The organism is Actinocrinis sp., from assembly GCF_035653575.1.
Classification (GTDB): domain Bacteria; phylum Actinomycetota; class Actinomycetes; order Streptomycetales; family Catenulisporaceae; genus Actinocrinis.
Genome location: NZ_DASRBQ010000027.1, coordinates 31,655 through 53,369, shown reverse-complemented (window position 1 = coordinate 53,369; position 21,715 = coordinate 31,655). Strand labels below are relative to the sequence as shown.

General features: G+C 70.6%; 25 protein-coding genes. 12 read left to right on the top strand and 13 right to left on the bottom strand.

Going from position 1 to position 21,715, the window contains the following annotated elements; translation table 11 throughout:
• The first annotated feature begins 57 nt into the window (after positions 1 to 57).
• Both VFA06_RS04800 and VFA06_RS04795 read left to right on the top strand, forming a co-directional pair.
• The gene (locus VFA06_RS04800) at positions 58 to 672 is read left to right on the top strand and encodes a CBS domain-containing protein (protein ID WP_324839165.1); all 615 of its coding nucleotides are present in this window, start codon (positions 58 to 60) and stop codon (positions 670 to 672) included.
• Between the two features lie 217 nt (positions 673 to 889).
• Positions 890 to 2,263 carry a hypothetical protein gene (locus VFA06_RS04795; protein ID WP_324839163.1) on the top strand — a complete coding sequence of 458 codons (1,374 nt, stop codon included), beginning with the start codon at positions 890 to 892 and terminating at the stop codon, positions 2,261 to 2,263.
• Positions 2,264 to 2,306: 43 nt separating this feature from the next.
• Here the strand turns inward: VFA06_RS04795 and VFA06_RS04790 are convergent, their stop codons facing one another.
• The 5 genes from VFA06_RS04790 to VFA06_RS04770 all read right to left on the bottom strand — a co-directional run bounded on the left by VFA06_RS04790 (position 2,307) and on the right by VFA06_RS04770 (position 5,394).
• The gene (locus VFA06_RS04790) at positions 2,307 to 2,774 is read right to left on the bottom strand and encodes a DsrE/DsrF/DrsH-like family protein (RefSeq protein WP_324839162.1); all 468 of its coding nucleotides are present in this window, start codon (positions 2,772 to 2,774) and stop codon (positions 2,307 to 2,309) included.
• 93 nt (positions 2,775 to 2,867) lie between these two features.
• Positions 2,868 to 3,185 (bottom strand): TusE/DsrC/DsvC family sulfur relay protein, encoded by a 318-nt coding sequence (locus tag VFA06_RS04785; protein ID WP_324839161.1) that lies wholly within the window; start codon positions 3,183 to 3,185, stop codon positions 2,868 to 2,870.
• 35 nt (positions 3,186 to 3,220) lie between these two features.
• Positions 3,221 to 4,462, bottom strand: coding sequence for a type III sulfide quinone reductase, selenoprotein subtype (sqr, locus tag VFA06_RS04780; protein ID WP_324839160.1), 1,242 nt, complete (start codon positions 4,460 to 4,462; stop codon positions 3,221 to 3,223).
• A gap of 194 nt (positions 4,463 to 4,656) precedes the next feature.
• A complete protein-coding gene (locus VFA06_RS04775; RefSeq protein ID WP_324839159.1) occupies positions 4,657 to 4,929 on the bottom strand; it encodes a metal-sensitive transcriptional regulator in 273 nt (90 codons plus the stop codon).
• 66 nt (positions 4,930 to 4,995) lie between these two features.
• Positions 4,996 to 5,394, bottom strand: coding sequence for a DUF302 domain-containing protein (locus VFA06_RS04770; RefSeq protein WP_324839158.1), 399 nt, complete (start codon positions 5,392 to 5,394; stop codon positions 4,996 to 4,998).
• Positions 5,395 to 5,525: 131 nt separating this feature from the next.
• Here VFA06_RS04770 and VFA06_RS04765 point away from each other — a divergent pair, with 131 nt between their 5' ends.
• Positions 5,526 to 6,191 carry a hypothetical protein gene (locus tag VFA06_RS04765; RefSeq protein WP_324839156.1) on the top strand — a complete coding sequence of 222 codons (666 nt, stop codon included), beginning with the start codon at positions 5,526 to 5,528 and terminating at the stop codon, positions 6,189 to 6,191.
• 653 nt (positions 6,192 to 6,844) lie between these two features.
• Positions 6,845 to 7,282: a hypothetical protein gene (locus tag VFA06_RS04760; RefSeq protein ID WP_324839155.1), complete on the top strand. Its 438-nt coding sequence runs from the start codon at positions 6,845 to 6,847 to the stop codon at positions 7,280 to 7,282.
• 23 nt (positions 7,283 to 7,305) lie between these two features.
• Here VFA06_RS04760 and VFA06_RS04755 read toward each other — a convergent pair whose 3' ends face one another.
• The 4 genes from VFA06_RS04755 to VFA06_RS04740 form a co-directional block, all read right to left on the bottom strand.
• Positions 7,306 to 7,962 (bottom strand): hypothetical protein, encoded by a 657-nt coding sequence (locus VFA06_RS04755; RefSeq protein ID WP_324839154.1) that lies wholly within the window; start codon positions 7,960 to 7,962, stop codon positions 7,306 to 7,308.
• Positions 7,963 to 7,983: 21 nt separating this feature from the next.
• Complete coding sequence (locus tag VFA06_RS04750; protein WP_324839153.1) at positions 7,984 to 8,754, bottom strand: polysaccharide deacetylase family protein; 771 nt, start codon at positions 8,752 to 8,754, stop codon at positions 7,984 to 7,986.
• Positions 8,755 to 9,037: 283 nt separating this feature from the next.
• Positions 9,038 to 11,695: a cation-transporting P-type ATPase gene (locus VFA06_RS04745; protein ID WP_324839152.1), complete on the bottom strand. Its 2,658-nt coding sequence runs from the start codon at positions 11,693 to 11,695 to the stop codon at positions 9,038 to 9,040.
• Positions 11,696 to 11,930: 235 nt separating this feature from the next.
• Positions 11,931 to 12,557 carry a hypothetical protein gene (locus tag VFA06_RS04740; RefSeq protein ID WP_324839151.1) on the bottom strand — a complete coding sequence of 209 codons (627 nt, stop codon included), beginning with the start codon at positions 12,555 to 12,557 and terminating at the stop codon, positions 11,931 to 11,933.
• 296 nt (positions 12,558 to 12,853) lie between these two features.
• Between VFA06_RS04740 and VFA06_RS04735 the strand changes: the two genes are divergently transcribed.
• The 3 genes from VFA06_RS04735 to VFA06_RS04725 all read left to right on the top strand — a co-directional run bounded on the left by VFA06_RS04735 (position 12,854) and on the right by VFA06_RS04725 (position 15,497).
• Positions 12,854 to 13,333, top strand: coding sequence for a hypothetical protein (locus VFA06_RS04735; RefSeq protein ID WP_324839150.1), 480 nt, complete (start codon positions 12,854 to 12,856; stop codon positions 13,331 to 13,333).
• Between the two features lie 126 nt (positions 13,334 to 13,459).
• A complete protein-coding gene (locus VFA06_RS04730; protein ID WP_324839149.1) occupies positions 13,460 to 14,479 on the top strand; it encodes a C40 family peptidase in 1,020 nt (339 codons plus the stop codon).
• Between the two features lie 67 nt (positions 14,480 to 14,546).
• Positions 14,547 to 15,497 carry a hypothetical protein gene (locus VFA06_RS04725; RefSeq protein ID WP_324839148.1) on the top strand — a complete coding sequence of 317 codons (951 nt, stop codon included), beginning with the start codon at positions 14,547 to 14,549 and terminating at the stop codon, positions 15,495 to 15,497.
• Between the two features lie 17 nt (positions 15,498 to 15,514).
• Here VFA06_RS04725 and VFA06_RS04720 read toward each other — a convergent pair whose 3' ends face one another.
• Both VFA06_RS04720 and VFA06_RS04715 read right to left on the bottom strand, forming a co-directional pair.
• A complete protein-coding gene (locus tag VFA06_RS04720; RefSeq protein ID WP_324839147.1) occupies positions 15,515 to 15,904 on the bottom strand; it encodes a DUF2218 domain-containing protein in 390 nt (129 codons plus the stop codon).
• A 21-nt stretch (positions 15,905 to 15,925) separates the two neighbouring features.
• Positions 15,926 to 16,585: a class I SAM-dependent methyltransferase gene (locus tag VFA06_RS04715; protein WP_324839146.1), complete on the bottom strand. Its 660-nt coding sequence runs from the start codon at positions 16,583 to 16,585 to the stop codon at positions 15,926 to 15,928.
• Positions 16,586 to 16,677: 92 nt separating this feature from the next.
• Here VFA06_RS04715 and VFA06_RS04710 point away from each other — a divergent pair, with 92 nt between their 5' ends.
• From VFA06_RS04710 to VFA06_RS04695, 4 genes are all read left to right on the top strand, one after another.
• Complete coding sequence (locus tag VFA06_RS04710) at positions 16,678 to 17,256, top strand: TetR/AcrR family transcriptional regulator (protein ID WP_324839145.1); 579 nt, start codon at positions 16,678 to 16,680, stop codon at positions 17,254 to 17,256.
• Between the two features lie 108 nt (positions 17,257 to 17,364).
• Positions 17,365 to 18,573, top strand: coding sequence for a low temperature requirement protein A (locus VFA06_RS04705; protein ID WP_324839144.1), 1,209 nt, complete (start codon positions 17,365 to 17,367; stop codon positions 18,571 to 18,573).
• Positions 18,563 to 18,952, top strand: a complete 390-nt coding sequence (locus VFA06_RS04700; protein ID WP_324839143.1) for a thioesterase family protein — start codon at positions 18,563 to 18,565, stop codon at positions 18,950 to 18,952. Before VFA06_RS04705 ends, VFA06_RS04700 begins: the two co-directional genes overlap by 11 nt.
• A gap of 50 nt (positions 18,953 to 19,002) precedes the next feature.
• Complete coding sequence (locus VFA06_RS04695; protein WP_324839142.1) at positions 19,003 to 19,875, top strand: YwqG family protein; 873 nt, start codon at positions 19,003 to 19,005, stop codon at positions 19,873 to 19,875.
• A 43-nt stretch (positions 19,876 to 19,918) separates the two neighbouring features.
• Here VFA06_RS04695 and VFA06_RS04690 read toward each other — a convergent pair whose 3' ends face one another.
• Complete coding sequence (locus VFA06_RS04690; protein WP_324839141.1) at positions 19,919 to 20,536, bottom strand: hypothetical protein; 618 nt, start codon at positions 20,534 to 20,536, stop codon at positions 19,919 to 19,921.
• Between the two features lie 89 nt (positions 20,537 to 20,625).
• Here VFA06_RS04690 and VFA06_RS04685 point away from each other — a divergent pair, with 89 nt between their 5' ends.
• Entirely contained in the window at positions 20,626 to 21,138 is a 513-nt protein-coding gene (locus tag VFA06_RS04685; RefSeq protein WP_324839140.1) for a GNAT family N-acetyltransferase, read from the top strand.
• 75 nt (positions 21,139 to 21,213) lie between these two features.
• On the opposite strand, the gene VFA06_RS04680 is transcribed toward VFA06_RS04685, so the two are convergent.
• Positions 21,214 to 21,678, bottom strand: a complete 465-nt coding sequence (locus tag VFA06_RS04680; RefSeq protein ID WP_324839139.1) for a MarR family winged helix-turn-helix transcriptional regulator — start codon at positions 21,676 to 21,678, stop codon at positions 21,214 to 21,216.
• Between the last annotated feature and the right edge of the window lie 37 nt (positions 21,679 to 21,715).

Genomic DNA, 21,715 nt, shown 5'->3' with positions numbered 1-21,715 from the left:
ACGTCCCTACTCGCGTGCCGCGCGCCGCCGGACACTGAAGCTGTTCGGGAGGTGACGATGAACGCGAAGGTACGCGACGTCATGACCAGCGACGTCGTCTCGGTGCACTGCTATACGCCGTTCAAGGACATCGCGCGGGCGCTGTTCGACCGCGAGATCAGTGCCGTCCCGGTGCTCGACGACACCTGTCACGTGGTCGGCATCGTCTGCGCGGCGGATCTCATCGAGCAGCAGGCACGCCGGCTCGCCGGGGACGCGACGCACCGGATGCGCGCGGTTTCCGCTCAGACGCTGATGACCAGCCCCGTGGTCACGGTCACGCCGCTGACCGAGGCCGCGACGGCTGCTCGCTTGATGCACCGCAACGCCGTCAAGCATCTGCCGGTGGTCAACGCGACCGGACGGCTCGTCGGCATCGTGAGCGAGAAGGACCTGCTCAGCATCTTCCTGCGGCCGGATCCCGACATCCAGGACGAGATCCTCCGCAGCGTGATCCTGGCCGAGCCCGGCGAGGAGCTGCGCCGGATCACGGTCGGGGTGCGCGACGGGATCGCGACGCTGAGCGGTTCGGTCGACGACGAGGACCTCGCCCGCCGGGCGGTGGACCAGGTCGCCAGGATCGACGGAGTCATCGAGGTCGTCGATCAGCTGTCGGTCGGCGCGCCGCGTTGAGTGCCCGGGCCGCGCGGCGATCCGGGTCTATGGGCCCTGGTTCCGGCCCACGGCGTGGCGCGAGGATCGTGCTATGTCCACGCAGGAAGCGACACTGACGGAACATACGGCGGCTGTGGCGCGTAGCGCGCAGGCGGATGCCCTTCCCGGCCCCAGAGCGTCGAAGCACTCTGACAGCGCGGCGCGGGCCGGCGGGTGGCCGGCGGCGGATCCCGGCGTGATCGCCACGACCCGTAGGCTCGCCTGGGCGCTGACCGGCGTGCCCGACGCGCTCTCGCCGATCTCGCTGGCCCAGACCCTGCGCGAGCGCGCGGGTACGGCGCGGAAGGTCGGCCTTGCCGAGGCCGCGGCCGCCTTCGAGGCCGCCGAGCACTACGTGGCGCGGGCCCTGGACGCTCATTGGCCGCCGTCCGCAGGTGCCGAGGCGGCGTGGCCGGGTCCGGGCCGGCAGCAGTTGTACGCGGCGGCGGTGCGGCAGGTGTTTCGCGCTTATGGTTTGTCGGGCGACAGCCCGGTGGCCGGTCTTCGCGCGCCGGCCAGCCCGCCCGATCCCGAGCTGATCGAGCAGCCTTCGGCGCTGATCGACGACTTGTGCGCGCTGCGCGACTGGAGCGGACTGAGCACGGCCGCCTTCGTCCTCGGGGCGCAGCGGGCCGGAGTGCCGGTGACCGAGCGGCAGCTGCTCGCGACGCTGGAGGGCCGCAGATTCCCCACGCCCGGCGTGGTGGAGGCGATCGCGCGGGGCAGCGGGCTGCCGGACGCGCAGTGCTTCGCCTGGCTGGCGGCGCGCCACCGCGCGGCCCGGGTGTTCCTCTCAGCACGGGCGGGCGAACCGCGGCTCGCCCACGCGTCCGCCGCGGCGCTTGATCCGCGCGACGCCGAGACGCCGGCCCAGCTCTCCGCGCTGCTGACCGAGCTCAAGGCCCGGCGCGGCCTAAGCCTGAGCCAGATCCAGCTGACGGCCAGAGGCGCGGGGCACCCGGTGAGCTGGTCGCGGCTGTCCGCGGTGGTCGCCCGCTCCACCTTCCCCACGCCGCGCACGCTGGAGGCTTTCGTGTCGGGCTGCGGCATCGACCCGGTGGAGCGCGAAGCGTGGCTGCTGGCCCGCGAACGCATCGTGGCCGGCCGCCGCCGTACCCGGCAGGTCACCCGCCGGCCGGTGTCCGCCCCGGCCTTCCGGCCCGGCGGGCCGCCCGATCCGCGCGCGGTGCGAACCTGGGCGCAGTTCGCGGCGGCCTTGGAGGGGCTGGTGCGCTGGGCCGGAGTCGATCTGGCGACGATCGCGCACCGGGCGCTGGACCGCGGGATCCCGGTCACGACGGACGCGCTTCGCTACACGCTCGCGCACCGCACCCTTCCGGCGGAAGCGACCTTGCAGGCGTTCACGATCGGATGCGGGCTTTCGACGCGCGAGCAGTTCGACTGGCGCGCGGTGCGCGGCCGCTTGGCGATGCTGCCGGAGTCCACGCAGGTCATGCCGCCTCGTGCGGCCCGCCCGGTCGTCGGCGCGCGGTCGCTGGCCCGGTCGGTATCCCGGCCGCTGGGCACGCTCGGCTCGGACGACAGCGCGGCGTGGTCAGGCGCCGCCTGACCACGCCGGGTGCCGCTGAGGGGTGTCAGCTGGATGATCCGCCCTAGGTGTAGATGATCTGCCCGCCGGCGGCCAGTTCGTAGAACTCGCCGACCGTGATGATGCCCTTGACCTGAGGCAGCAGGTCCTTCTCGGCGAGGCCGAACAGGTCGGCCGAGGCCTTGCAGGCGTAGAGGCCGGCGCCGGTGTCGGCGATCATCTCGATGAACTCCGGGATCGGCGGGATGTCCAGCTTGGCCATCCGGCGGCCCATCACCCGGGTGAAGAGGGCTGAGACGCCGGGCAACGCGCCGAGCAGGGTCGGCAGGTGCAGGCCGGGGTTGCCGACCGTGCCCAGCCTGATGTGCGCGTGGCGGCGCGGGTTGATCGCGTCGAGGCCGAAGAAGGTGAAGAACAGGTTGGCCTCGATGCCCTCGGCCCGCGCCCCGTTGGCCATGATCAGCGCCGGATAGACGCCTTCCAGCGAGCCCTTCGAGACGATGATCGATAGCTTCTCAATGCCCTCACTCATGGCAGTGCCTTTCACTGAGCGCACCGGTCACGGTGCGGCGCTCGCGCTCCTGGATCAGCAGCTTTAGTTGCGGCCGATTCAGTTGCGGCTGATTCAGATGCAGCCGCGGGGCTTGGGGATGCCGGCGATCTTCGCGGCGGTCTTCGCCGGGCCCTTGGGGAACAGCTCGTAGAGCTCCTTGACGCTGACCCCGGAGCTCTTGCCGAGCACCCGCACCGTGGGGCCGGTGCCCTTGGCGGCGTATTCGGCGCGCATGAACTTGATGACCATCCAGTGCGCCTCGGTCAGCTCCCCGATGCCCGCGGCCCGGGCGATCTCCGGAGCCATCTGCTCAGTCCACTGCGACGGATCGATGAAGAAACCGCCGTCGTTGACCTCGACGCTCTGGCCGCAGTAGGTGGCGGTCGACATGATCGGATTCCTTTCGGTAGCGGCCCGCGCGGGGCTCAGCCCAGTCCTGCGGCGCTCTTGCCGCGGGTGGGCATATCGGCGGCGATCCCAGGCAGGTCCCGGCCGGAGAGCAGGGCGCGCCAGTAGACCTGCTGGAAGGCGAGCTTGCCCAGGTGGTTCAGGCGCGACTGCTTGAGCAGCGGCAGGCCGAGCGCCGCGGGATAGTGACCGGGCAGCGGCTCGGTCTCGTAGTTGAAATCGATCAGCAGCGCGCGGCCGTATCCGGTCTCGACGAAGCAGTTGGCGTGTCCGTCGAAGCGCGCCGGCAGCGTGCGGCCGGCGAGGAACGCGCGCACGTTGCGTTCCACCGTCTCGCCCTCGAAGTGGGCGACGGATCCGGCCTTGGACGCGGGGACGTCGGTGGCGTCGCCGAGTGCGAACACGTTCGGCTTGGCGAGGGACTGCAAGGTGCCCGCGTCGACCCGGACGAACCCGAGTTCGTCTCCGAGGCCCGGTGAGCGTTCGATGTAGGCCGCGCCGCCGTGCGGCGGCACGACCACTGCCAGGTCGAACGGGACCTCGCGCTGGTCGTAGGAGATCAGGCGCCCGCGCTTGCCGTCCACCTCGCCGGTGTTGAACTCGGTGACCAGTTGCACGTCCTTCTGTGCGAGCAGGCCGCCTAGGGCGCGCGAGGCGACGGGCTTGGTGAACGCGCCGTCGAGCGGGGTGACGTAGGTCAGCTCCACCCGGTCCCGGATCCCGCGGCGGTGGAAGTACCAGTCGGCCAGGAAGCAGAACTCCAGCGGCGCCACCGGGCACTTGATCGGCAGGTCCACCACGTTCACCGCGATGCGGCCGCCGTCGAAGCGTGTCAGTGCCTTGCGCAGGGACTCGGCGCCTTCGGGCGTGTAGAAGGTGAAGACCCGCTCGCCCCAGCCTTCGCCGGTCAGCCCTTCGGTCTCCTCCGGCAGCAGCCGCGCGCCGGTCGCGATGACGAGCGCGTCGTAGTCGAGTGCCGAGGAGTCGTCGAGATAGACCCGGTCGGCGTCGAGATCGACCCGGTCGATCCCAGCCTCGCGGAAGCCGATCCCCGCGTGCAGCTGGGCGCGGCGCGGGCGCACGAGCGAGCGCGGCTCGGGCGACCCGAACGGGGTGAACAGCAGTCCGGGCTGATAGACGTGCGCGTCATCCCGGTCGACCACGGTGATCTCCGCCTCGCGCATGCTCGGCGCGCGACGCAGCCGGTTGGCCACCAGCGTGCCGCCGGTGGCACCACCCAGAACCACGATTCGCTTCATGCCGCAAGCATGCCCCCGGGGGTATGTCGCGAGGCAGGGGCATTCGTCCCTTTCCATCGCAGACCTTGGTCTGGACCGAAGGCGGCCAGAAACGACCCCCGGCCGCCACATGAGGTGTGGCGGATACAGTGCGGCGCTGATTCAGCGCGGCGCTGATTCAGTGCAGCCCTGAGGCGGGCAGGCCGGAAGGAGGGCTAGGCGAGGGCGAGGAAGAGCTTCTCCATCTGCTCGCGGTCGATAACCGCCTGCCCGGAGCCGTCGCGCTCCTCGAGGATGCACTGCTGCAGGCCGGTGGCGATGATCTTGAAGCCGGCGCGGTCCAGGGCCCGGGAGGCGGCGGCGAGTTGCGTGACGATGTCCTTGCAGTCCCGTCCGTCCTCGATCATCTGGATAACGCCGCCGATCTGGCCCTGGGCTCGGCGCAGCCGGACGATCACGTCGGCGAGCGTGTCGGTGGCGATCTGCATGTCTCCTACCGCTTCTTCCTTGAGTAAGGGCGTCGCCCCGGCGCGGCGGGTCGCCGGTTCCCGCGCTCAGCCGTCGAGCGCGGCGAGCGCGGCCTCCAGCTTGGCGGCGGCTTCCTGCGCGATGGGCTCAAGCTCGTCGCGGCCGGTGACCGACACCATCGTGCGCGGCTCGAGCGCTTCGACGAGGGTCGCGTCGCCGTCGGCGCGCACCACCACGTTGCAGGGCAGCAGCAGGCCGATCCGGCGCTCGACATCGAGCGCGCGATGGGCCAGCGGCGGGTTGCACGCCCCGAGGATGAGGTACGGCTCCATCTCCTCGCCCAGCTTTTCGCGCATCGTCGCGCGCACGTCGATCTCGGTGAGCACGCCGAAGCCCTGCTCCTTGAGCGCCGCGCGCACCCGGTCGACCGTCTCGCTGAACGGACGGCTCAGCCGGACACTCGTCCCGTAGCCCACAACCGCCATGTGATCGCCTCCGTCGCCCGGCGCATCCGGTATCCGTCATCATACCCGAGGGGGTATAGAACGGAATGCCCGTGACCGGTCGAGCGTTGCCCCTTTATACCCAGCGGGGTATCAGAACGAGGAGGCGTACCGTGACAGCGCAGTCCACCGAGAGCCCGATGGCACGCGGGCTCGAAGACGCCGGACGCCGCCTGGGCCGCGACGTGGTGCGCACCACATGCGGACGCGAATTCACGGTCAGCGGCTTGCGGCTGGAGAGGCTCGCGCATCCGGCGGCCCGGGTCTCGCTCAGCACCAGCCCACTGCCGCAGGACGGCGACACGCTCTGGGCGAGCTTCACTCCGCAGGAGGCGCGCCGGCTCGCCGCCCACCTGCTCGCACACGCCGCGGCCGCCGAGAGCGATGCGGCGTCCGCCGTGCGGTCGACCGACGTGGACTACATCGACTCGCGGCAGTACGCGGTGCACGTCGGCGGGCGGCACCTGCTGCTCGATCCGGTCGGCGGCCCGTCCGGGCACGACGCCGTGTCGGACCTGCTCGCCGCGGCCCTCGCCGTGGAGCTGACCCGCCGCGCCGAACGCTTCCTCGCGCGGCACGAGATCCGCCGCGACGGCCTGCGCGTCTCGGTGAGCGCCGCGGACCGCGGCGCGGGCCGAACGCTCACGGCGCTCGTCACCACTCCGCCGAGCCTGGGCGGCGAGCGCAAGAACGCGTTGCGGGCGCTGCTGACCAGGAGCGTGCTGCGCGAGGCGGCGCACTGCCGGCCCGCGATCGAGATCGAGATCGACGTGCGCTGACTCACGGGGCCGCCTCGCTCCCTCGTTGCGGGCGCGAGGCGGCGGAAACCGTTTTCGCAGGGTGCTCCTATTCGGCTTGGGAAACGCGGGCGTGTGCGGCTTTCGAAACCGGCTTTACGTTTTCGAAACAAGCCGAGTTTTCGAAACTCCGCGCTCACGACTCGTCACATCAGTCACAGCAGCAAGATCAGTCACGCCAGGTAAACTCTCTTGCGGCGGTCCGGTAAACGGCGGTCAATTCTCATGAAACCCTCATCATTCTTCTTGACGGGTCATGATCCGGTCGCCTACCGTCGAAGCAGTGTTCTGGGAAAGGCGCTGCCACCCTGTTCCGGGACACTTGATTTATGCACGTCAACAGGCTGCCGCCCAACAGCCTGAACCACCCTGCGTGCCGCCGTGTGCTGGTTCGCGCCCCGGGGCGGGCGCGCGGATCGAGCCGCCGGAGGCAGCGATAACCGCACACCTGTCAACCGCAGCGTTCGACGGAATCGGCGACGCGCGGGCACTGCGCCATGCGCGCGTGCTCTCGCGAATAAGCCTCGGAATTCCGCCTTCATAGCCACGACGGAAAACGAGCGCTGCCCCCCGAGGTGGTCGGCCCGGCATTCCGTGCGGGAGCCGCCGCCGCGCCCACGCGAGGAGAACGCGCCATGGTCGAGTTGCAGGAACGCACCGTCGAGACCGTCCAAGCCACCGCCGTCGACGCCGCCCGCAGGGCCACCGCCGCCCTGCTGTGCCTGGGCGTGAGCGTCATCCACGTGATCGATCAGGGCGGCATACCCGGCAGCAAGGAGCCCTCGTACGTCGGCGCCGGCTACTACGTGCTGGAGATCGTCGGCGTCCTCGCGGCGCTGCTGCTGATCCAGTCCAGCTCCGTGCTCGGCTGGCTGCTCTCGCTCGGCGTCGCCGCCGGGCCCATCGTCGGCTACATCCTCTCGCGCGGGCCCGGCCTGCCCGACTACTCCGACGACAAGGGCAACTGGAACGAACCGCTCGGCGTCGTCAGCCTCATCGTCGAGGGCTTCCTGCTCCTGCTCACGCTCGTCCCGATCCTCACCGCGCGCAGGCGCACCCGCGCGTCGGCCTAGCCGCGGCGCCCGCGAACCGGCGGTCACACCGCGCTGACCGCCGGTTCGCTCGCGAGCATCTCAGCCCTCTGCTTGATGCCGTGCAGCATCTTGCGCTCCATCACCAGGCTGCCCGGCTCCATCACGTACATGTCGAACGCCGCGGTGACCGGCGTGCGATGGGGCCGGGTGATGCGGTTGCGGCTGACCAGCCGGGTGCTCTCGCCCTGCGGGTAGAGCCCGAAGGACCACACCCAGGCGCCGTCGTCGGAGCGGAAGACCAGGGCCCGCTCGGGTTCGAGCACCGCGAGGCGCAGCACGGGACCTTTCCTCCCGAGCCGCTGTGCGTCGCCGACCTGCGGGTGCTGGAACTCGGGCAGGATCTCGTCGACGCTGTGGATGCCCAGGCCGAGCAGGTTCTCGATCCAGTCGTAGCTGTACGCGCCGCCGCGGCCGGGACCCATCTGCACCAGCCACGGCCAGACCGCGGAGGCCGGGGCGTGGATCGTGATGGCCCGGGTCGTGACTACGGCGGCCGAGGGCAGCAGGTCGTCGCCGGGCATCTCACGCACGCGCTCCTCGTGCGTCGCGCCCCAGGTCAGGCAGCGCTTGCGCAGCAGCGCCGGGTAGCTGACGGTGGCCAGGGCCACGCTTTCGGCCACGTGCCTCGTGGTGTGCCGGGTGTGTCTGATGTCCGACATCGGTGCTGCCTCCGCTTCAGCTCAGAGCGCGTCGAGGGTGACGAAGCCGTACCCGCGGGCCTTGAGGGTCTGGATGATGCCGCTCAGCGCGACGGCGTCGAGCGTGGTGTGGTCGGTGGGGTTCGAGCCGCAGTGCATCAGCACGATCTCGCCGGGTTGCAGGGCGTTGACGACTCGGTCGCGCACGATCTGCGCGGTGATGCCGCCGCTGGTGCCTTTCCAGCCGAGGGTGTCGACGGTCCAGCGCACCGGCACGTAGCCGGAGGCGTTGACCGCGGCGATGGTCGAACTGTTGCGGTCACCGAACGGGAAGCGGAACCAGGGGTGCGGGTCCTTGCCGGCCACCGCGCCGATCGCTTGGCGCGCCCGGGTCAGTTCGCTGGTGATCTGGGCGCCGGTGAGCTTGGTGAAGTACGGGTGGTCCATCGAGTGGTTGCCGACGCGCTGGGCCGAGGCGATCTGCCGGGCGGCCGCAGGGAACTGATTGACGAAGTCGCCGGTCAGGAAGAAGGTGGCCGGCACGCCCTCGGTGCGCAAGGTGGCGAGGATCGAGGAGACGCCGTCCGCGTTCGCCCCGGCGTCGAAGGTCAGCGCGACGACGTGGCGCGTGGTGGGGATGCGTTCCCAATCCGTCCCGGCCAAGCGCGCGGGGAACGGCGCGGCCGTCGGGGGCGGCGCCGGGCGCGAGGTCGTGCGCTGCGGCGCGCTCGGCGACGGCTTGCCGGACGGCGCCGCCGATGTGTGCTGCGGAGCCGCGGGCGAACTGCGCGCCGTGGACGGGACAAGGGGCACGGTCGGAATCGAAGGCGAGCTCACGGTGGTCGCGGGCGCGCCTAAGGTGTCCGTGCTCCCGCTTCCACATGCCGCGACGGAGGCGACGGTCAGCGTGATGCACGCCGTGAATCCAATGCTCAGGAATGACCGAGCAGACATTTTCCTCACCGCCTGGGGCAGCCGGACGCGTCAATGCGACGCATCGGTGAACGATGCGACTGCCGCACGCCCTCAAGCTCAGTTTCCGTCCAGACGTAGGCGGCCTCATCGGGCCGAGGGTCACCGGTAGGAGAGCCGATCGTCACACGTGCCGACGGGTCGGCTCCGGTTCCGCGGGTGATCTGGACGGAATGAGCCGATCAAGCTTGAGCGCGATGTAACCGAGGATGGACAGGCCGCCGACCATCAGCAATTCGAATGCCGTCAGCGGCTGCGTTCCCAGCAGGTCGCGCAGCGGGGCGAGGTAGAGCCCGGCGAGCTGCAGGGCGAGCGCGCCGAGGATCGCGATCGGCAGCAGCGGGTTGCTACGCGTTCCCGGCCTGGCCCGCGACGCCAGACCGACCGCCAGCTGTGTGGTGCCGAGTGCGAAGAACGCCATGCTCTGCCACGGGCGGCCGGTCGCGTGTCCCCACAGCGCGACACCGAGCGTCACGGCACTGATGACCGCGCCGATGCGCAGGATGCGCTGCCACAATCCCGCGCCGAGCACGCTCTCAGCCGGCGGGCGCGGCGGACGGCTCATCGCGTCCGGGTCCACCGGCTCGCTGCCCAGCGCGACACCCGGCAGCCCGTGAGTCAGCAGGTTGATCCAGAGGATCTGCGAAGGCAGCAGCGGGAGCGCAAGCCCGACCGCCGGGCCGACGAGCATGACCGCGATCTCCGCGCTGCCGCCGGCCAGGCCGTAGAGCAGGAAGCGGCGGATGTTGGCGTAGACCCGGCGCCCCTCCTCCGCGGCGGCGACCACGGTGCCCAGCTCGTCATCGGCCAGCACCAGATCGGCTGCCTGCCGGGCGACCTCGGTGCCGCGCCGCCCCATCGCCACGCCGATGTCCGCCCGGCGCAGCGCCGGGGCGTCGTTGACCCCGTCGCCGGTCATCGCGACGACGTCCCCGGCCGAGCGGTGCGCCTCGACGATCGCGAGCTTCTGCTCCGGCACCGCCCTGGCGAACACCCGCGCCGCGCGCACCGCGGCCTGGTCCATCGCGGACAGCTCACGGCAGTCCACCACGTCGGTGCCGGGCTCGAGGATGCCGAGATCGGCGGCGATTACCCGCGCGGTGGCCGGGTGGTCGCCGGTGATCAGCAGCGGGACGATACCCGCGGACCGGCACGCGGCGACCGTGGCCGCGGCGGAGGCTCGCGGCGGGTCCATGATCCCGATCAGTCCCGACAGGCGCAGGCTCTGCTCAAGCTGGGCCGGGTCGGTCAGGTCGGGCGAGAGCCTGTCGCTTTGCGCGATGGCGAGCACCCGCAGGCCGTCACGGGCGTAGTCCTCGGCGCGGCGCAGCGCCTCGTCGATCACCGCGCGGGGCTCGTCGAGGACCGGGAAGCGCAGCACGGTCTCGGGAGCGCCCTTGCAGATGACGCGGACCGCGCCGCCGGACAGTGCGTGCACTGTGGTCATTCGGCGCCGGTCGCTGTCGAACGGCACCTCGGCGAGGCGGGGATGCCGCTCAGCCAGCATGCTGACATCGACGCCGAACTTGCGTGCCGCCGCCAGAAGCGCCGCCTCGGTCGGGTCTCCCAGCGCGCTCCACGCAGCGTTCTGGCCGTCGTCCGGCGGTCTCAGGATCGCGTCATTGCACATCGCCGCCGCGGCCAGCAGGTCCGCGGCGTCCGCGTCGTGCTCGGCACTCAACGTGAGCTGACCCCGCGTGATGCTGCCTTCGGGGGCGTAACCGGTGCCGCTGATCGTCGCCGCCCCACCGCTCGGGGTCCACAGCGCGCGGGCGACCATGACACCCTCGGTCAGCGTCCCGGTCTTGTCGGTGGCGAGGACCGTGACCGAGCCCAGGGTCTCGACTGCGGGCAGGCGGCGCACGAGCGCCTGTCGGCCGGCCATCCGGCGTGCGCCGAGTGCGAGCGCGAGCGTGACCACGGCGGGCAGCGACTCGGGAACCGCGGCGACCACGAGGCTGATCGCCGTGACCACCATCAACTCCACCGACTGTCCGCGCGCGAGCCCGAGCGCCAGTACCACGGCGCACAGCACCACCGCGACGATCGCTAGTGCGCGGCCGACGCCGACCAGACGGCGCTGCAGCGGGGTGAGCACGGGACCGCTCGCCATCAGCGCGGCGATGCGTCCCATTGCGCTCTGCGTCCCAGTCGCCGTGACCACGGCCAGTCCCCGGCCCCGCACCACGACCGTTCCCGCCGAAAGCGCCCAGCCCGAGCCATCCGACTCGGGATCCGAAGCGGAGTCACTCTCAATCTCCGGCACCGCGCCCTTGTCTACGGGCACTGATTCGCCGGTGAGCGCGGATTCGTCCACCAGCAGCGCCGCGGCTTCGACCAGGTCGGCGTCGGCCGGGACGATCTCCCCCTCCCCCAGTACCAGCAGATCCCCGACCACGACCTCGGCCGAGGCGATCTGGCGCTGTTGCCCGTCGCGCACCACCCGGGCGTGCGGCGCGGTCAGCGTCCCCAAGGCGGCGATCGCCTGCTCCGCCTTGACCTCCTGCGCGACGCCGACACTGGTGTTGACCACGATCACCAGCAGGATCACGCCGGCGTCGGTCCAGTCGCCGGTACCGATGGTGAGCGCGGCCGCCACGAGCAGCACCGCCACCAGCGGGTCACGCAGCTGCATCAGCACCCGCCGCCACAGCCGCACCCGCCGCGCCACAGGCAAAGCGTTCGGACCGTCGGCTTCCAGCCGCCGCGCCGCCTCGGCGCTCGAAAGGCCGGCCGCGCCGTGGCGGTAGGCGGAACGCGTGCGCTCCTCGATCGCGGACATGACGACCGCCCTTCGCCGCGAACCGGATCTCTCAAGGCCGGGTGCGGGCGTGAAGCGGCACCGGGCCACTATGTCGAGTCTTGTCCGGGTCCGAGCGCGCTACTCGGGCCGGTCGGCCTCGGCTCGAGGGGCCGTACGGCCGTTGCCGGCCCGCCGTCGCGGCGGCCAGGTCAGCCGAGTAGCGCACGGTCGGGCCAGCATCGGGCGATTGGCCGGGGATTTGGCTTGAACGCGGTCAGCCGAGGGCCGCGAAATCCAGGTTCTGGGGTGCGGACGGGAGGTCCGGTCCAGCGTTGCCGCCGGTCACCGGAACCGAGGCGTCGACCTGACGCAGGCTCACGTCGGCCAGGTCCACCGCCCCGCCGCCGACCAGGAGGAGACCGAAGCTGATGGCGACCGCCTGCTCGGCGACGTCGAGGACCACTTCGGCCTCGGTCCAGTCGCGGGTGCCGCGCGGCGCCCGCTCCTGCCCGTTGTCGAACGCGAGCACGCCGTGCTCGCCGTCCACGCGCAGCCAGAGGTAGGCCCAATCGACCGCGTGGGTGCGGATCGCGCCGCGGAAACCCAGCCGCGCGCCGGCGAATTCGGTGGCTGCGATGCGTTGGGCCATGGTGCCGAAGCCGCGGGCCCTGCCCACGTCGGGGCGCAGCCGCAGCCGGGCGACGCGGCGGTCCTGCTCTTCGGTGTCGTTGCGGACCAGGCCGAACTCGTAGTCCGCCGCCCGGTCGCCCATCATCGTCCAGCCGGGCAGCGGGGTGAGCGGCGCGCGCATGAGGATCTGCGCCAACGCCTCGGTGTAGCGCTCGCCGGTCGCCGCCATCCGCCCGCGTACCAGCCGCTTGAGGTCTTTGTTCTCCGGCATCGTGTCTGAACCTCCGCCCTCGAAGGCCGCCCCAGCCCGGCCCGCTGACGGGATTCGGTGCACGCTGCGTGAGATCAGCCCGGGAGTACGCCCCCCTTCGCCGCGACAGGGCCGCTGGGGACAGGCCGTCGGGCTCGGCGTCGGACGCGCCGTACTCCCATCGTGGATCAGTGGCGTGCGACACGTCAACCGCAACGAGCCCCGTGGATCTTTGCCGACGCTTTGCGCTGTGCTCCGGACAGTCGGTTAGGCTGACGCTCGCGCCGTCACGGCCGCGCACGGAAAGGAGGGGCCGAATGCAGATTTGCGACACGCCCCCCGTGCGCACGAGCCGCACGCCGCGACCGCGACTGCTGTCCCGGTGGCAGTTGACCGTGCTGATCACCGTGCTCGCAGGGTTCATCCTCATGCACGGACTCTCCGGCGCCGACGCCTGCGTCCCCAGCGCGCTGGACCGCGCTGTCGCGCAGGACGCTGTCGTCTCGGCGTCAACGAGCAGCGCGATGGCACCGATGAATGCGACGAGCGCATCGGCCGGGACCGAAGCGGTCCCCGCCGATTCGTGCTGCGCGGTGATGGGCACGATGTGCGTCCCGCTGCGTCCGCAGGACAGCACGTTGCTGCTGACGCTTCTGCTGCTCGGACTCGCCACCCTTCCCACGGGCTCGGCGTGGACACGATTCATAGCCGCGGCCATGCGCGGCATTCGCGGCGCGCGTCTGCGGTCCTTCGGCGGCCCTCCCGTATGGGTCCTGGCCTGCGTCAGCCGGACCTGACCGGCACGAGCCGGACCTGACCGGCACCGCAGTCACCCCCGTACCTCACGCCGAAGCGTCGGCGAGTGTATTCACCGCTCTCACGCTTCGGTGTCTCCCGCTTGATCGAAGGAGTCGTACTCCCCCATGGCCTCCCATAGACGCGGCAAGACCACCATGCGCACCGCGCTCACCTTGACCACCACCGGCGCGGCCGCCGCTACCGGCGTCGCGCTGACCGCGAACACCGGCCACGCCGCCTCGGTCGCCGAGGTGCAGGCGCAAGTCAAAACCCTGCAAGCGCAAGCCGAGCAGGCCACCAACCGATACGACGCCGCGGCCGAGCAGATGGCCGAGTTGCAGCGGCAGGTCGACCTCATTCAGAGCCAGGCCGCCACTACCCAGGCGTCGATGAACACGCTGCTCTCGACCCTGGGCCCACTGGCCGCGGCGCAGTACCGCACCGGCTCGGTCGATCCCTCGCTGACACTGATGCTGTCGCAGAACCCTGACCAATACTTGCAGAAGGCGCTCGCGACGAAGCAGTTCGGCCAGAGCGAGGCGATGATGCTCAAGTCGCTCAGGCTGCAGCAGGCGCAGCTGGCCGTACTCAAAAAGCAGGCAGCCGACCGGCTCGCCCAGCTGCAGCAGGAGCAGTCCCAGGCCGCGGACCTCAAGTCGCAGATCCTGGCGAAGAACCGGCGGGCGCAAGCGCTGCTCTCCAGCCTGACCGTCGCGCAGCAGCAGCAGATCGGCACGGGCGCGGTGAACTGGAACATCACCGCCGCGCAGATCGCCGCCCTGCCGCAGGTCTCCGGGCGGGCCGGCACCGCGGTCGCGTTCGCCAAGTCGAAGATAGGCGTCTACTACCAGTGGGGCGGCATCGGCAACCCCGGATACGACTGCTCGGGACTGACCCAGGCCGCGTGGAAGGCCGCCGGCGTGCAGCTCGGCCGCACCACGTACGACCAGGTCAACGACGGATACGCAGTCGCCCCGGCACTGTCGAACCTCCAGGTCGGCGATCTGATCTTCTACGACGGCAACGAGCACATGGCGATCTACGTCGGCAACGGACTCGTGGTGCACGCGCCCACGACGGGACAGCAGATCCAATACGCCCCGTGGAACATGCTCCCGATCGACGCGGTGCGCCGCGTCATCTGACCTCCGGGCGCTGACTGCCCATCACGCTCACATCGTGCACGCACTCTTGTGAAAGCAGCCCTACACCATGCTTACGTTTCACGCTGCCCGGCGCACCTGCGCCGTGCTGATCACCGCGGCGCTTGCCGCAACCGCAGCAGCCTGCTCCTCCTCCAGCACCACCACAGCTAGCGCGTCCGCCTCCACTGCCGGTAACTCAGCCTCAATGCCGGGCATGGGCATGGGCCCGTCAGCCTCGCCGAGCGCCACAGCCGCCGGCATGGCCGGGATGGGCATGGCCGGAGACGACCCGATGTACTCGGGCACCGGCCTATCCGCGACCAGCGGAGGCTTCACCTTCGCGCCGACCACAACCCGCCTTACCGCCCATCAGCCGCAAGCGCTGCATTTCAAGATCAGAGACGCACAGGGCGCGGTGATGACGGCCTTCGTGCCGGATCAGACGAAAATGATGCACTTCTACTTGATCCGATCGGACCTGACCGGCTTCCAGCATCTGCATCCCACCATGGCCGCCGACGGCACCTGGACCGCGAGCCTGGCCGCGCTCGCGCCCGGCGATTACCGGGCGTACGTCGCGTTCAACGCCAAGAACACGTCCGGAACAACGGTCGCCGAAGTGCTCAGCAGTGCATTGACGGTTCCGGGTACGGCCGCGGCAACAGCCCTTCCGGCTGCCGCGACCACCACGAGCGTCGACGGCTACACGCTGACCGTCAGCGGCGAGGCGATGGCCGCGATGAGCCATATCCTGACCATCACCGTCACCAAGAACGGCAAGCCGGTGACCGATCTACAGCCGTATCTGCAGAACTACGCCCATCTGACCGCGATTCACGCCGGCGACCTCGCCTTCGCCCATCTGCACCCCGAGGGCGCCGCCGCGATGACCGACGCCGGAGGGCCGACGCTGACCTTCAACACCCTGCTGCCGTCGAGCGGCGACTGGCGTTTCTTCATCCAGTTCCAGACCGGCGGCGTCCTGCACACCGCCGCGATCACGCTCCACGCGAGCTAAGCGGCGATCGGACGCCCTCAGCCCGCGTCCGCGGATCCCTGACTCCACGCCACGCTCAGCCGGTCGCGCCGGCCGATGCGTTCGACGCGCGCCGCGACGCCGTCCTGGATGCGCCGCAGGCCCTCCTCGGAATCGGCCTCGGCGCGCAGCACCAGCTCCGTCGCGCTCGCGTGCACGACGCAGCGGCCCCATCCGAACTCGATCACGCCGTCGGTGTCGGTGGCTCGCGCCTCGCGAACCTGCGGCGGCGCGGCGCCCGGTTCGCGCTCGTGGCCTCCTACGTGCCCGTGCGCGAACCGGCCGCGGCGGTGCAGCGCGGACAGCCGCATCCGCTGGCCATGGCTGCACAACTGGGTCAGGTACCGGCTGGCGCGGTCGGTCGGCACGCGGGCCTCGGCTGCGGGCATGGGTTTGCTCCTTCGGGATCGCTAGTGACGGGTGCAGGTGAGAAGCCAGGCAGCCACGCCGCCGGGCAGCAGGGCGGAGTCACAACGGGTCGCGCTGACGGCGTCCAGGCTCCATCCACCGGCGAACCAATGCTCGATCTCGTCACGGCTGCGCCGGTGCGGCACGCCTGTGTCCGGCGGCTGGCTGTCGCTGTAACAGAGTGCGAACAGCCGGCCGCCCGGTCGCAGCACCGCGCGAAGCGCGTCGAGGTAGGCGATGCGGTTTTCTGGCGCGAGCGCGTGCAGGAACAGCGAGTCCAGTGCGGTGTCGAATTCTTCGCCCAGCTCCGTCAGCGCCAAGGCGTCGTACCTCAGGAACCGCGCGGCCAAGCCGCGTTCGCGGGCCTTGCGCTCGGCGATCTGGAGCCCGGTCGACGATAGGTCGATTCCGGTCGCGTCGAGGCCGAGCGCCGCCGCCATCAGCGCGTGCTCACCGGTCCCGCAGCCCACGTCCAACACCCGGCCCCGCAGCTCGCCCTGCTGCGCCAGCTGCACGAATGCCGGCTGCGGGCGGCCGATCTCCCATGGCGGACAGCCCGCGTAGAGCGTGTCGAGGTCGGCTGTTGCGCGGTGACCGGATGCGGACGGCATGATGCTCCCCCTTAAATCCGTCGACCTGGCGATATCGCTGCTCGGTGTCACGGCTCAGTTTGGGTCACTGGTCAGTTTTGCGAGACAGATTGTCTTTGTCAATACAAGTCGTCTCCGATACGACCACGGCGTATCCTCGAAGCGTGCCGAGACTGTGGACCGAGACGATCGCCGCGCATCGCGACGCCGTGCGCGACGCCACCCTCGACGCGACCGCCGCCCTCGTCGCCGAGCGCGGACTGACCGGAGTGACGATGTCTCAGGTCGCCGAGCGCAGCGGGATCGGACGCGCCACGCTGTACAAGTACTTCCCGGACCTCGAGGCGATCCTCGCGGCCTGGCACGAGCGGCACATCGCCGGTCACCTGCGCCGTCTGGCCGAGGTCGGCGCGAGCGTGGCGGACCCGGGCGAGCGCCTGCGCGCCGTGCTGCGGGCCTACGCGGCGATCGCCGGCGAGCATCGCGAATCCGGCGAACTCACCTCGCTGCTGCACCGCGGCGAGCACGTCCAGCGCGCACAGCGCGAGCTGCGAGCGTTCATCACGGAGGTGATCCGCGACGCGGTTGAGGACGGTCAGGTGCGAGGCGACGTGCCCGCCGAGGAGCTGGCCGGTTATAGCCTGCACGCGCTGACCGCCGCCTCCGGCACGCACTCCGCCGCCGCGCTCGACCGACTCGTCACCGTCACCCTTGCGGGACTCCTCCCTCCAGCGGAGCGGTAGCGGCCCGCACGAGCGGCGGTCTGTGCGATCGTGTTCCCTTCCGGGCCGCAATCGGGCAAGGGGTTGGTGTTGAACCTGTTCGTCTCTTGACGTGAGGGCTGGACGCTGATGGCACAGAGCGCGGACGCGGAGACCGGGCACGAGAGCGCCGCGCGCCTGGTGTCCCGGATGCGGGCCCGGCGCCGGGATGAGGCGCACCGCGCCGCCACGCCGCTGGAGCTGTTCTTCGACCTGTCGTTCGTCGTGGCGGTGGCCCAGGCCGGGCAGCAACTGGTACACGCGGTAGCCGACGGACGGTCCTGGCACGGCCTGAGCGGCTACCTGCTGGTCTTCTTCGCGATCTGGTGGGCGTGGGTCAACTTCACCTGGTTCGCCTCCGCCTACGACAACGACGACGTGGCGTATCGGCTGGCCACGCTGGTGCAGATCGCCGGGGTGCTGGTGCTGGCGGCGGGCGTGCCGCGGGCGTTCCAGCGCGGAGACTTCGCCGTGGTGGTGCTCGGATACGTGATCATGCGCGTCGCGCAGACGGGGCAGTGGTTGCGCGCCGCTCGCGGCGAGACAGGAGCGGCGCGCACGGCGGCGCGGACCTACGCGGCGGGGCTGGTCGTGGTGCAGGCCGGCTGGGTGCTGCTGCTCCTGGCGCCCAAGGACGCCTGGCTGTGGGGGTTCGGGCCGCTGGGAGTCGCCGACATGGCCGTGCCGGCGATCGCGGAGCGGATCCACCCGACCTCGTGGCATCCGCACCACATCGGCGAGCGCTACGGCCTGTTCACGATCATCACACTCGGGGAGAGCGTCTCGGCGGCCACGATCGCGGTGCAGACCGCGCTGGATGACCAGGCCGACCTGGGCGCGCTGCTGCCGATCGCGGCCGGCGGACTGATCATCGTGTTCGCGGCCTATTGGATCTACTTCGCGGTGCCGATCCACGATTACGTGCAGTCGAATGAGCAGGCCTTCATCTGGGGCTACGGCCACTATGTGATCTTCGGATCGGCCGCCGCGATCGGCGCGGGAATCGCGGTCGCCGTGCAGCAGGCCACGCATCACGCGCGGATCTCGACGCTCGCGGCCGCCCTCTCCGTGACCATCCCGACCGCGCTGTACCTCGTCGCCGTGTGGCTGGTGCACCTGCGGCCCTTCAAGAACGGGCTCGCGCGGCAGGCGGTGCTGCCGTGCGGCGCGCTGCTGGTGCTTGCCGTCTCGTTCGCGGGGCACTGGGCAGAGTTCGCGGCCGGCCTTGTGGCCGCCGGTTCGGTCGCTGTCGGCGTGATGCTGGCGGCGCGTACGTTGAGGAGGCCGGATGCGGCATGAAGTGACGGACGCTGACACGGCGGTGGCGCTGGGCAGCGGCGATGTGCCGGTGCTCGCGACGCCGAGGCTGATCGCCTGGATGGAGGCGCAGACCGTGCAGGAGGCGCAGCCGTTGCTCGGCGACGGCCGGACGACGGTCGGCACCGCCGTCCGCGTCGAGCATCTTCGCGCGACGCCGGTCGGAGGCTTCGTCGAGGTGACCGCGACGCCGCCGATCGAGGTCGACGGCGGAAGGCTGACGTTCAGCGTGCTGGCCGTCGACGGCTCGGGACAGATCGCCGCCCAGGGCGAGATCGAGCGGGCGATCGTGGACCGGGCGCGCTTCCTGGCCCGCGTCTCAGCGGCCGATAAGGGTACAGACGCGGACACCAGCCGCTGAATTCGCCGAGGCCGTACCGGTGTAGCCGCCGGTTTGGGAGCATGTCCGCCATGCAGATCAGCGAATCACCGGTGGCGCAGGCCGGGCGCCAGTATTTCAGCGAGCAGGACGCCGAGACCTGGGCGGGCCTGCTGCGGCCCGGATTCCAGCTGCGGGCGCTCGAATCCGAGGGCTCCGTGGCGGCCTACCTCGGCGGCGACCCGCTGCTGCCCGAGGAGGTCGAGTGGCCGGTGTGGGAGGGGCACGGCCCGCTGCACTTCGTCGGCGCGGTCGACTGCGGCCAGGTGCCGAGCCAGGAGCTGGACATCCCGCTGCCCGCGTCCGGGCAGCTGCTGTTCTTCTACTTCGACGGCCTTGGCGACAGCTCGGTCACGGCCACGGATCCGGACAGCGTCAGCAACGGCACCCGCGTGATCTACATTCCGGCGGAAGCCGAGATCGCCCCGCGCACCGCGCCCGAGGGGGCCGCGCCGTACCCGCGCCTACTGCTGAGCGGGGATGTGATCGCGACCGCGCCGGACAACGAGAACGCCGCGCTGATCGCCGCTTTCGGCGACCCGGACGACCCGTCCGGTTACTGCGACTATCCAACCACTGACCCGAATGGTAGCGGGTTCTGGGAGGCACTGACCGCGTACCGGCGCGATCACCAGCCGCATCATCAGATCGGCGGCTACGCCCTGCCCGTGCAAGGTGCCGTGGAGCGGGAGGGCGCGCAGGTCGTTTACCCCGGCGAGGATGAGGCCGCCATCGACGCGCGTAAGCAACTCACCTCGCAACTGGTGCTGCTCGCGCAGATCGACAGCGACTCGCGCAGCGGCATGAACTGGGATGACGCCGGGCGGTTGTACTGGATGATCACCCGAGAAGACCTAGCCGCCGGGCGGTTCGACAAGGCGACGTTCACCTGGCAGTGCGAATAGCGGAACGCAGAGGCGGAGCGAGTGAGCAGTCGCCTGAGCGGGCTTAGAGGAAGTCGCGCCAGAACGGCACTGTCGCGTGTGCCTGCTGTAGCGCGCCTTCTTGCACTACACCACGGCCACCGAATTCGCGGTGGATGTAGTCGGCCAGATCGGCGCCGTAGTAGATGATGTCGGTCTGGTACATCGACAGCACGGGATGCCCGTATGTGCCGTGTCCGCCGGGCAGGAACCGGTGGCCGTAGATCGGGACCATGCGGGGAACCGTAGCCAACCTTTGCGCGGCGATGTGCAGTGCTTCGGCCGGCTCGTCGGGTCTCGCGCCCCAGTCCTGGTCCCAGAACGCGTTGTGTTCGACGTCGAACAGCACCCCTTCGACCGGCCACGCGAGTCGCCTGCGCAGTTCCTCCGGGGCGCCGTCGCGCCAGTCCGGCCAGGGCCGGGCGTAGGCGTGGATGACGCCTTCCTGCTCGGGAATCGGCGTGTTCACGGGGAGGCCGGCGGCCAGGAACGCCCGATGGTCGTCGGCGAACTCGAAGCCGTATTCCTGCTCGACCCGGCACAGTTCGCGCTCGGTCATCCCCGGGCCGATCTCGCACTGCCCGCTGGCGGCCAGATCGCGCGCGGCCCGCGCGCCGAGGCGAGCCCCATCCGTATCGATCACGCGGACACGTTAACGCCCCCGGCATGGTGCCGGCGGCGCATCGTCTGCGACGGACGGCAAAATAGGGGCATGGTGAAGAGGGACGGGCGATGAACGCCCCCACGCAGGCCACGGTGCGCGTCGCCGCCATGACACCGGACCATGCCGCCGAGGTGCTGGCGATCTATCAGACCGGCATCGACGAGGGGAACGCCACGTTCGAAACCTCCGCCCCGGATTGGGCCGGGTTCGACGCCGCGAAACTGCCCGAGCACCGCTTCGTCGCACTGGACGAAACCGACGCGGTGCTCGGCTGGGCCGCCGTCGTCCGGGTCTCGGACCGCTGCGCCTACTCCGGCGTGGTCGAGCATTCCGTCTATGTCGCCGCGCGGGCGCGCGGGCGCGGTGTCGGCACCGCGCTGCTGAACGCACTGATCACCTCCACCGAGGCCGCCGGGATCTGGACGATCCAGTCCGGGATCTTCCCGGAGAACACCGCGAGCCTCGCCCTGCACCAGCGGTGCGGCTTCCGCGTCGTCGGCACCAGGCAGAAGGTCGGCCGCCATCACGGAGTGTGGCGCGATGTCGTGCTGGTCGAGCGGCGCAGTCCGGTCATCCTCTGATTGCCGCACGCCGCTTGGCCTCGTCGCTGCGACAGCGATTTGAGGCCGCGTCATATGGCAGAGCGCACGCGCGGGTCAGTCCACGTCGACGTCGTCGAGCCCTGCGAGCAGCGTCGACAGCACGCGCAGGCACGCGTCGATGTCGTCCTCGCTGATGTGCTCGCCGACGCGCCGCAGGTTTTCGGCCTCGCGGGCGAGCACGGCGTCGATGGCGGAGCAGCCCAGCTCGGTCAGCCGGATGAGCGAGGACTTCTTGTGCGCCGGATTCGCGAAAGACTCGACCAGCCCGCGCGCGGCGGCCTCGTTGACCATCCGCTGCACGAACTGCCGGCTGATCGCCTGGGCGCGGCCCATCTGCGGCACCGTCATCGGGCCGTGCCGGTACAGCATGCTCAGCACCGCGCGAACCCCGACCGACAGGCCCTCGGCCGGCACGTCGAGCTCCACTCTTCGCTGGGCGCGCCGGTAGAGCGGGCCGACGAGGTCGTAGACCTCGGCGAGCCGGTCGGCCAGGTCGGGGGCGGCAGTCGGATCGTTCACCCTGCCATCATGACACCTGGGTTGCCAAAAACCGTCC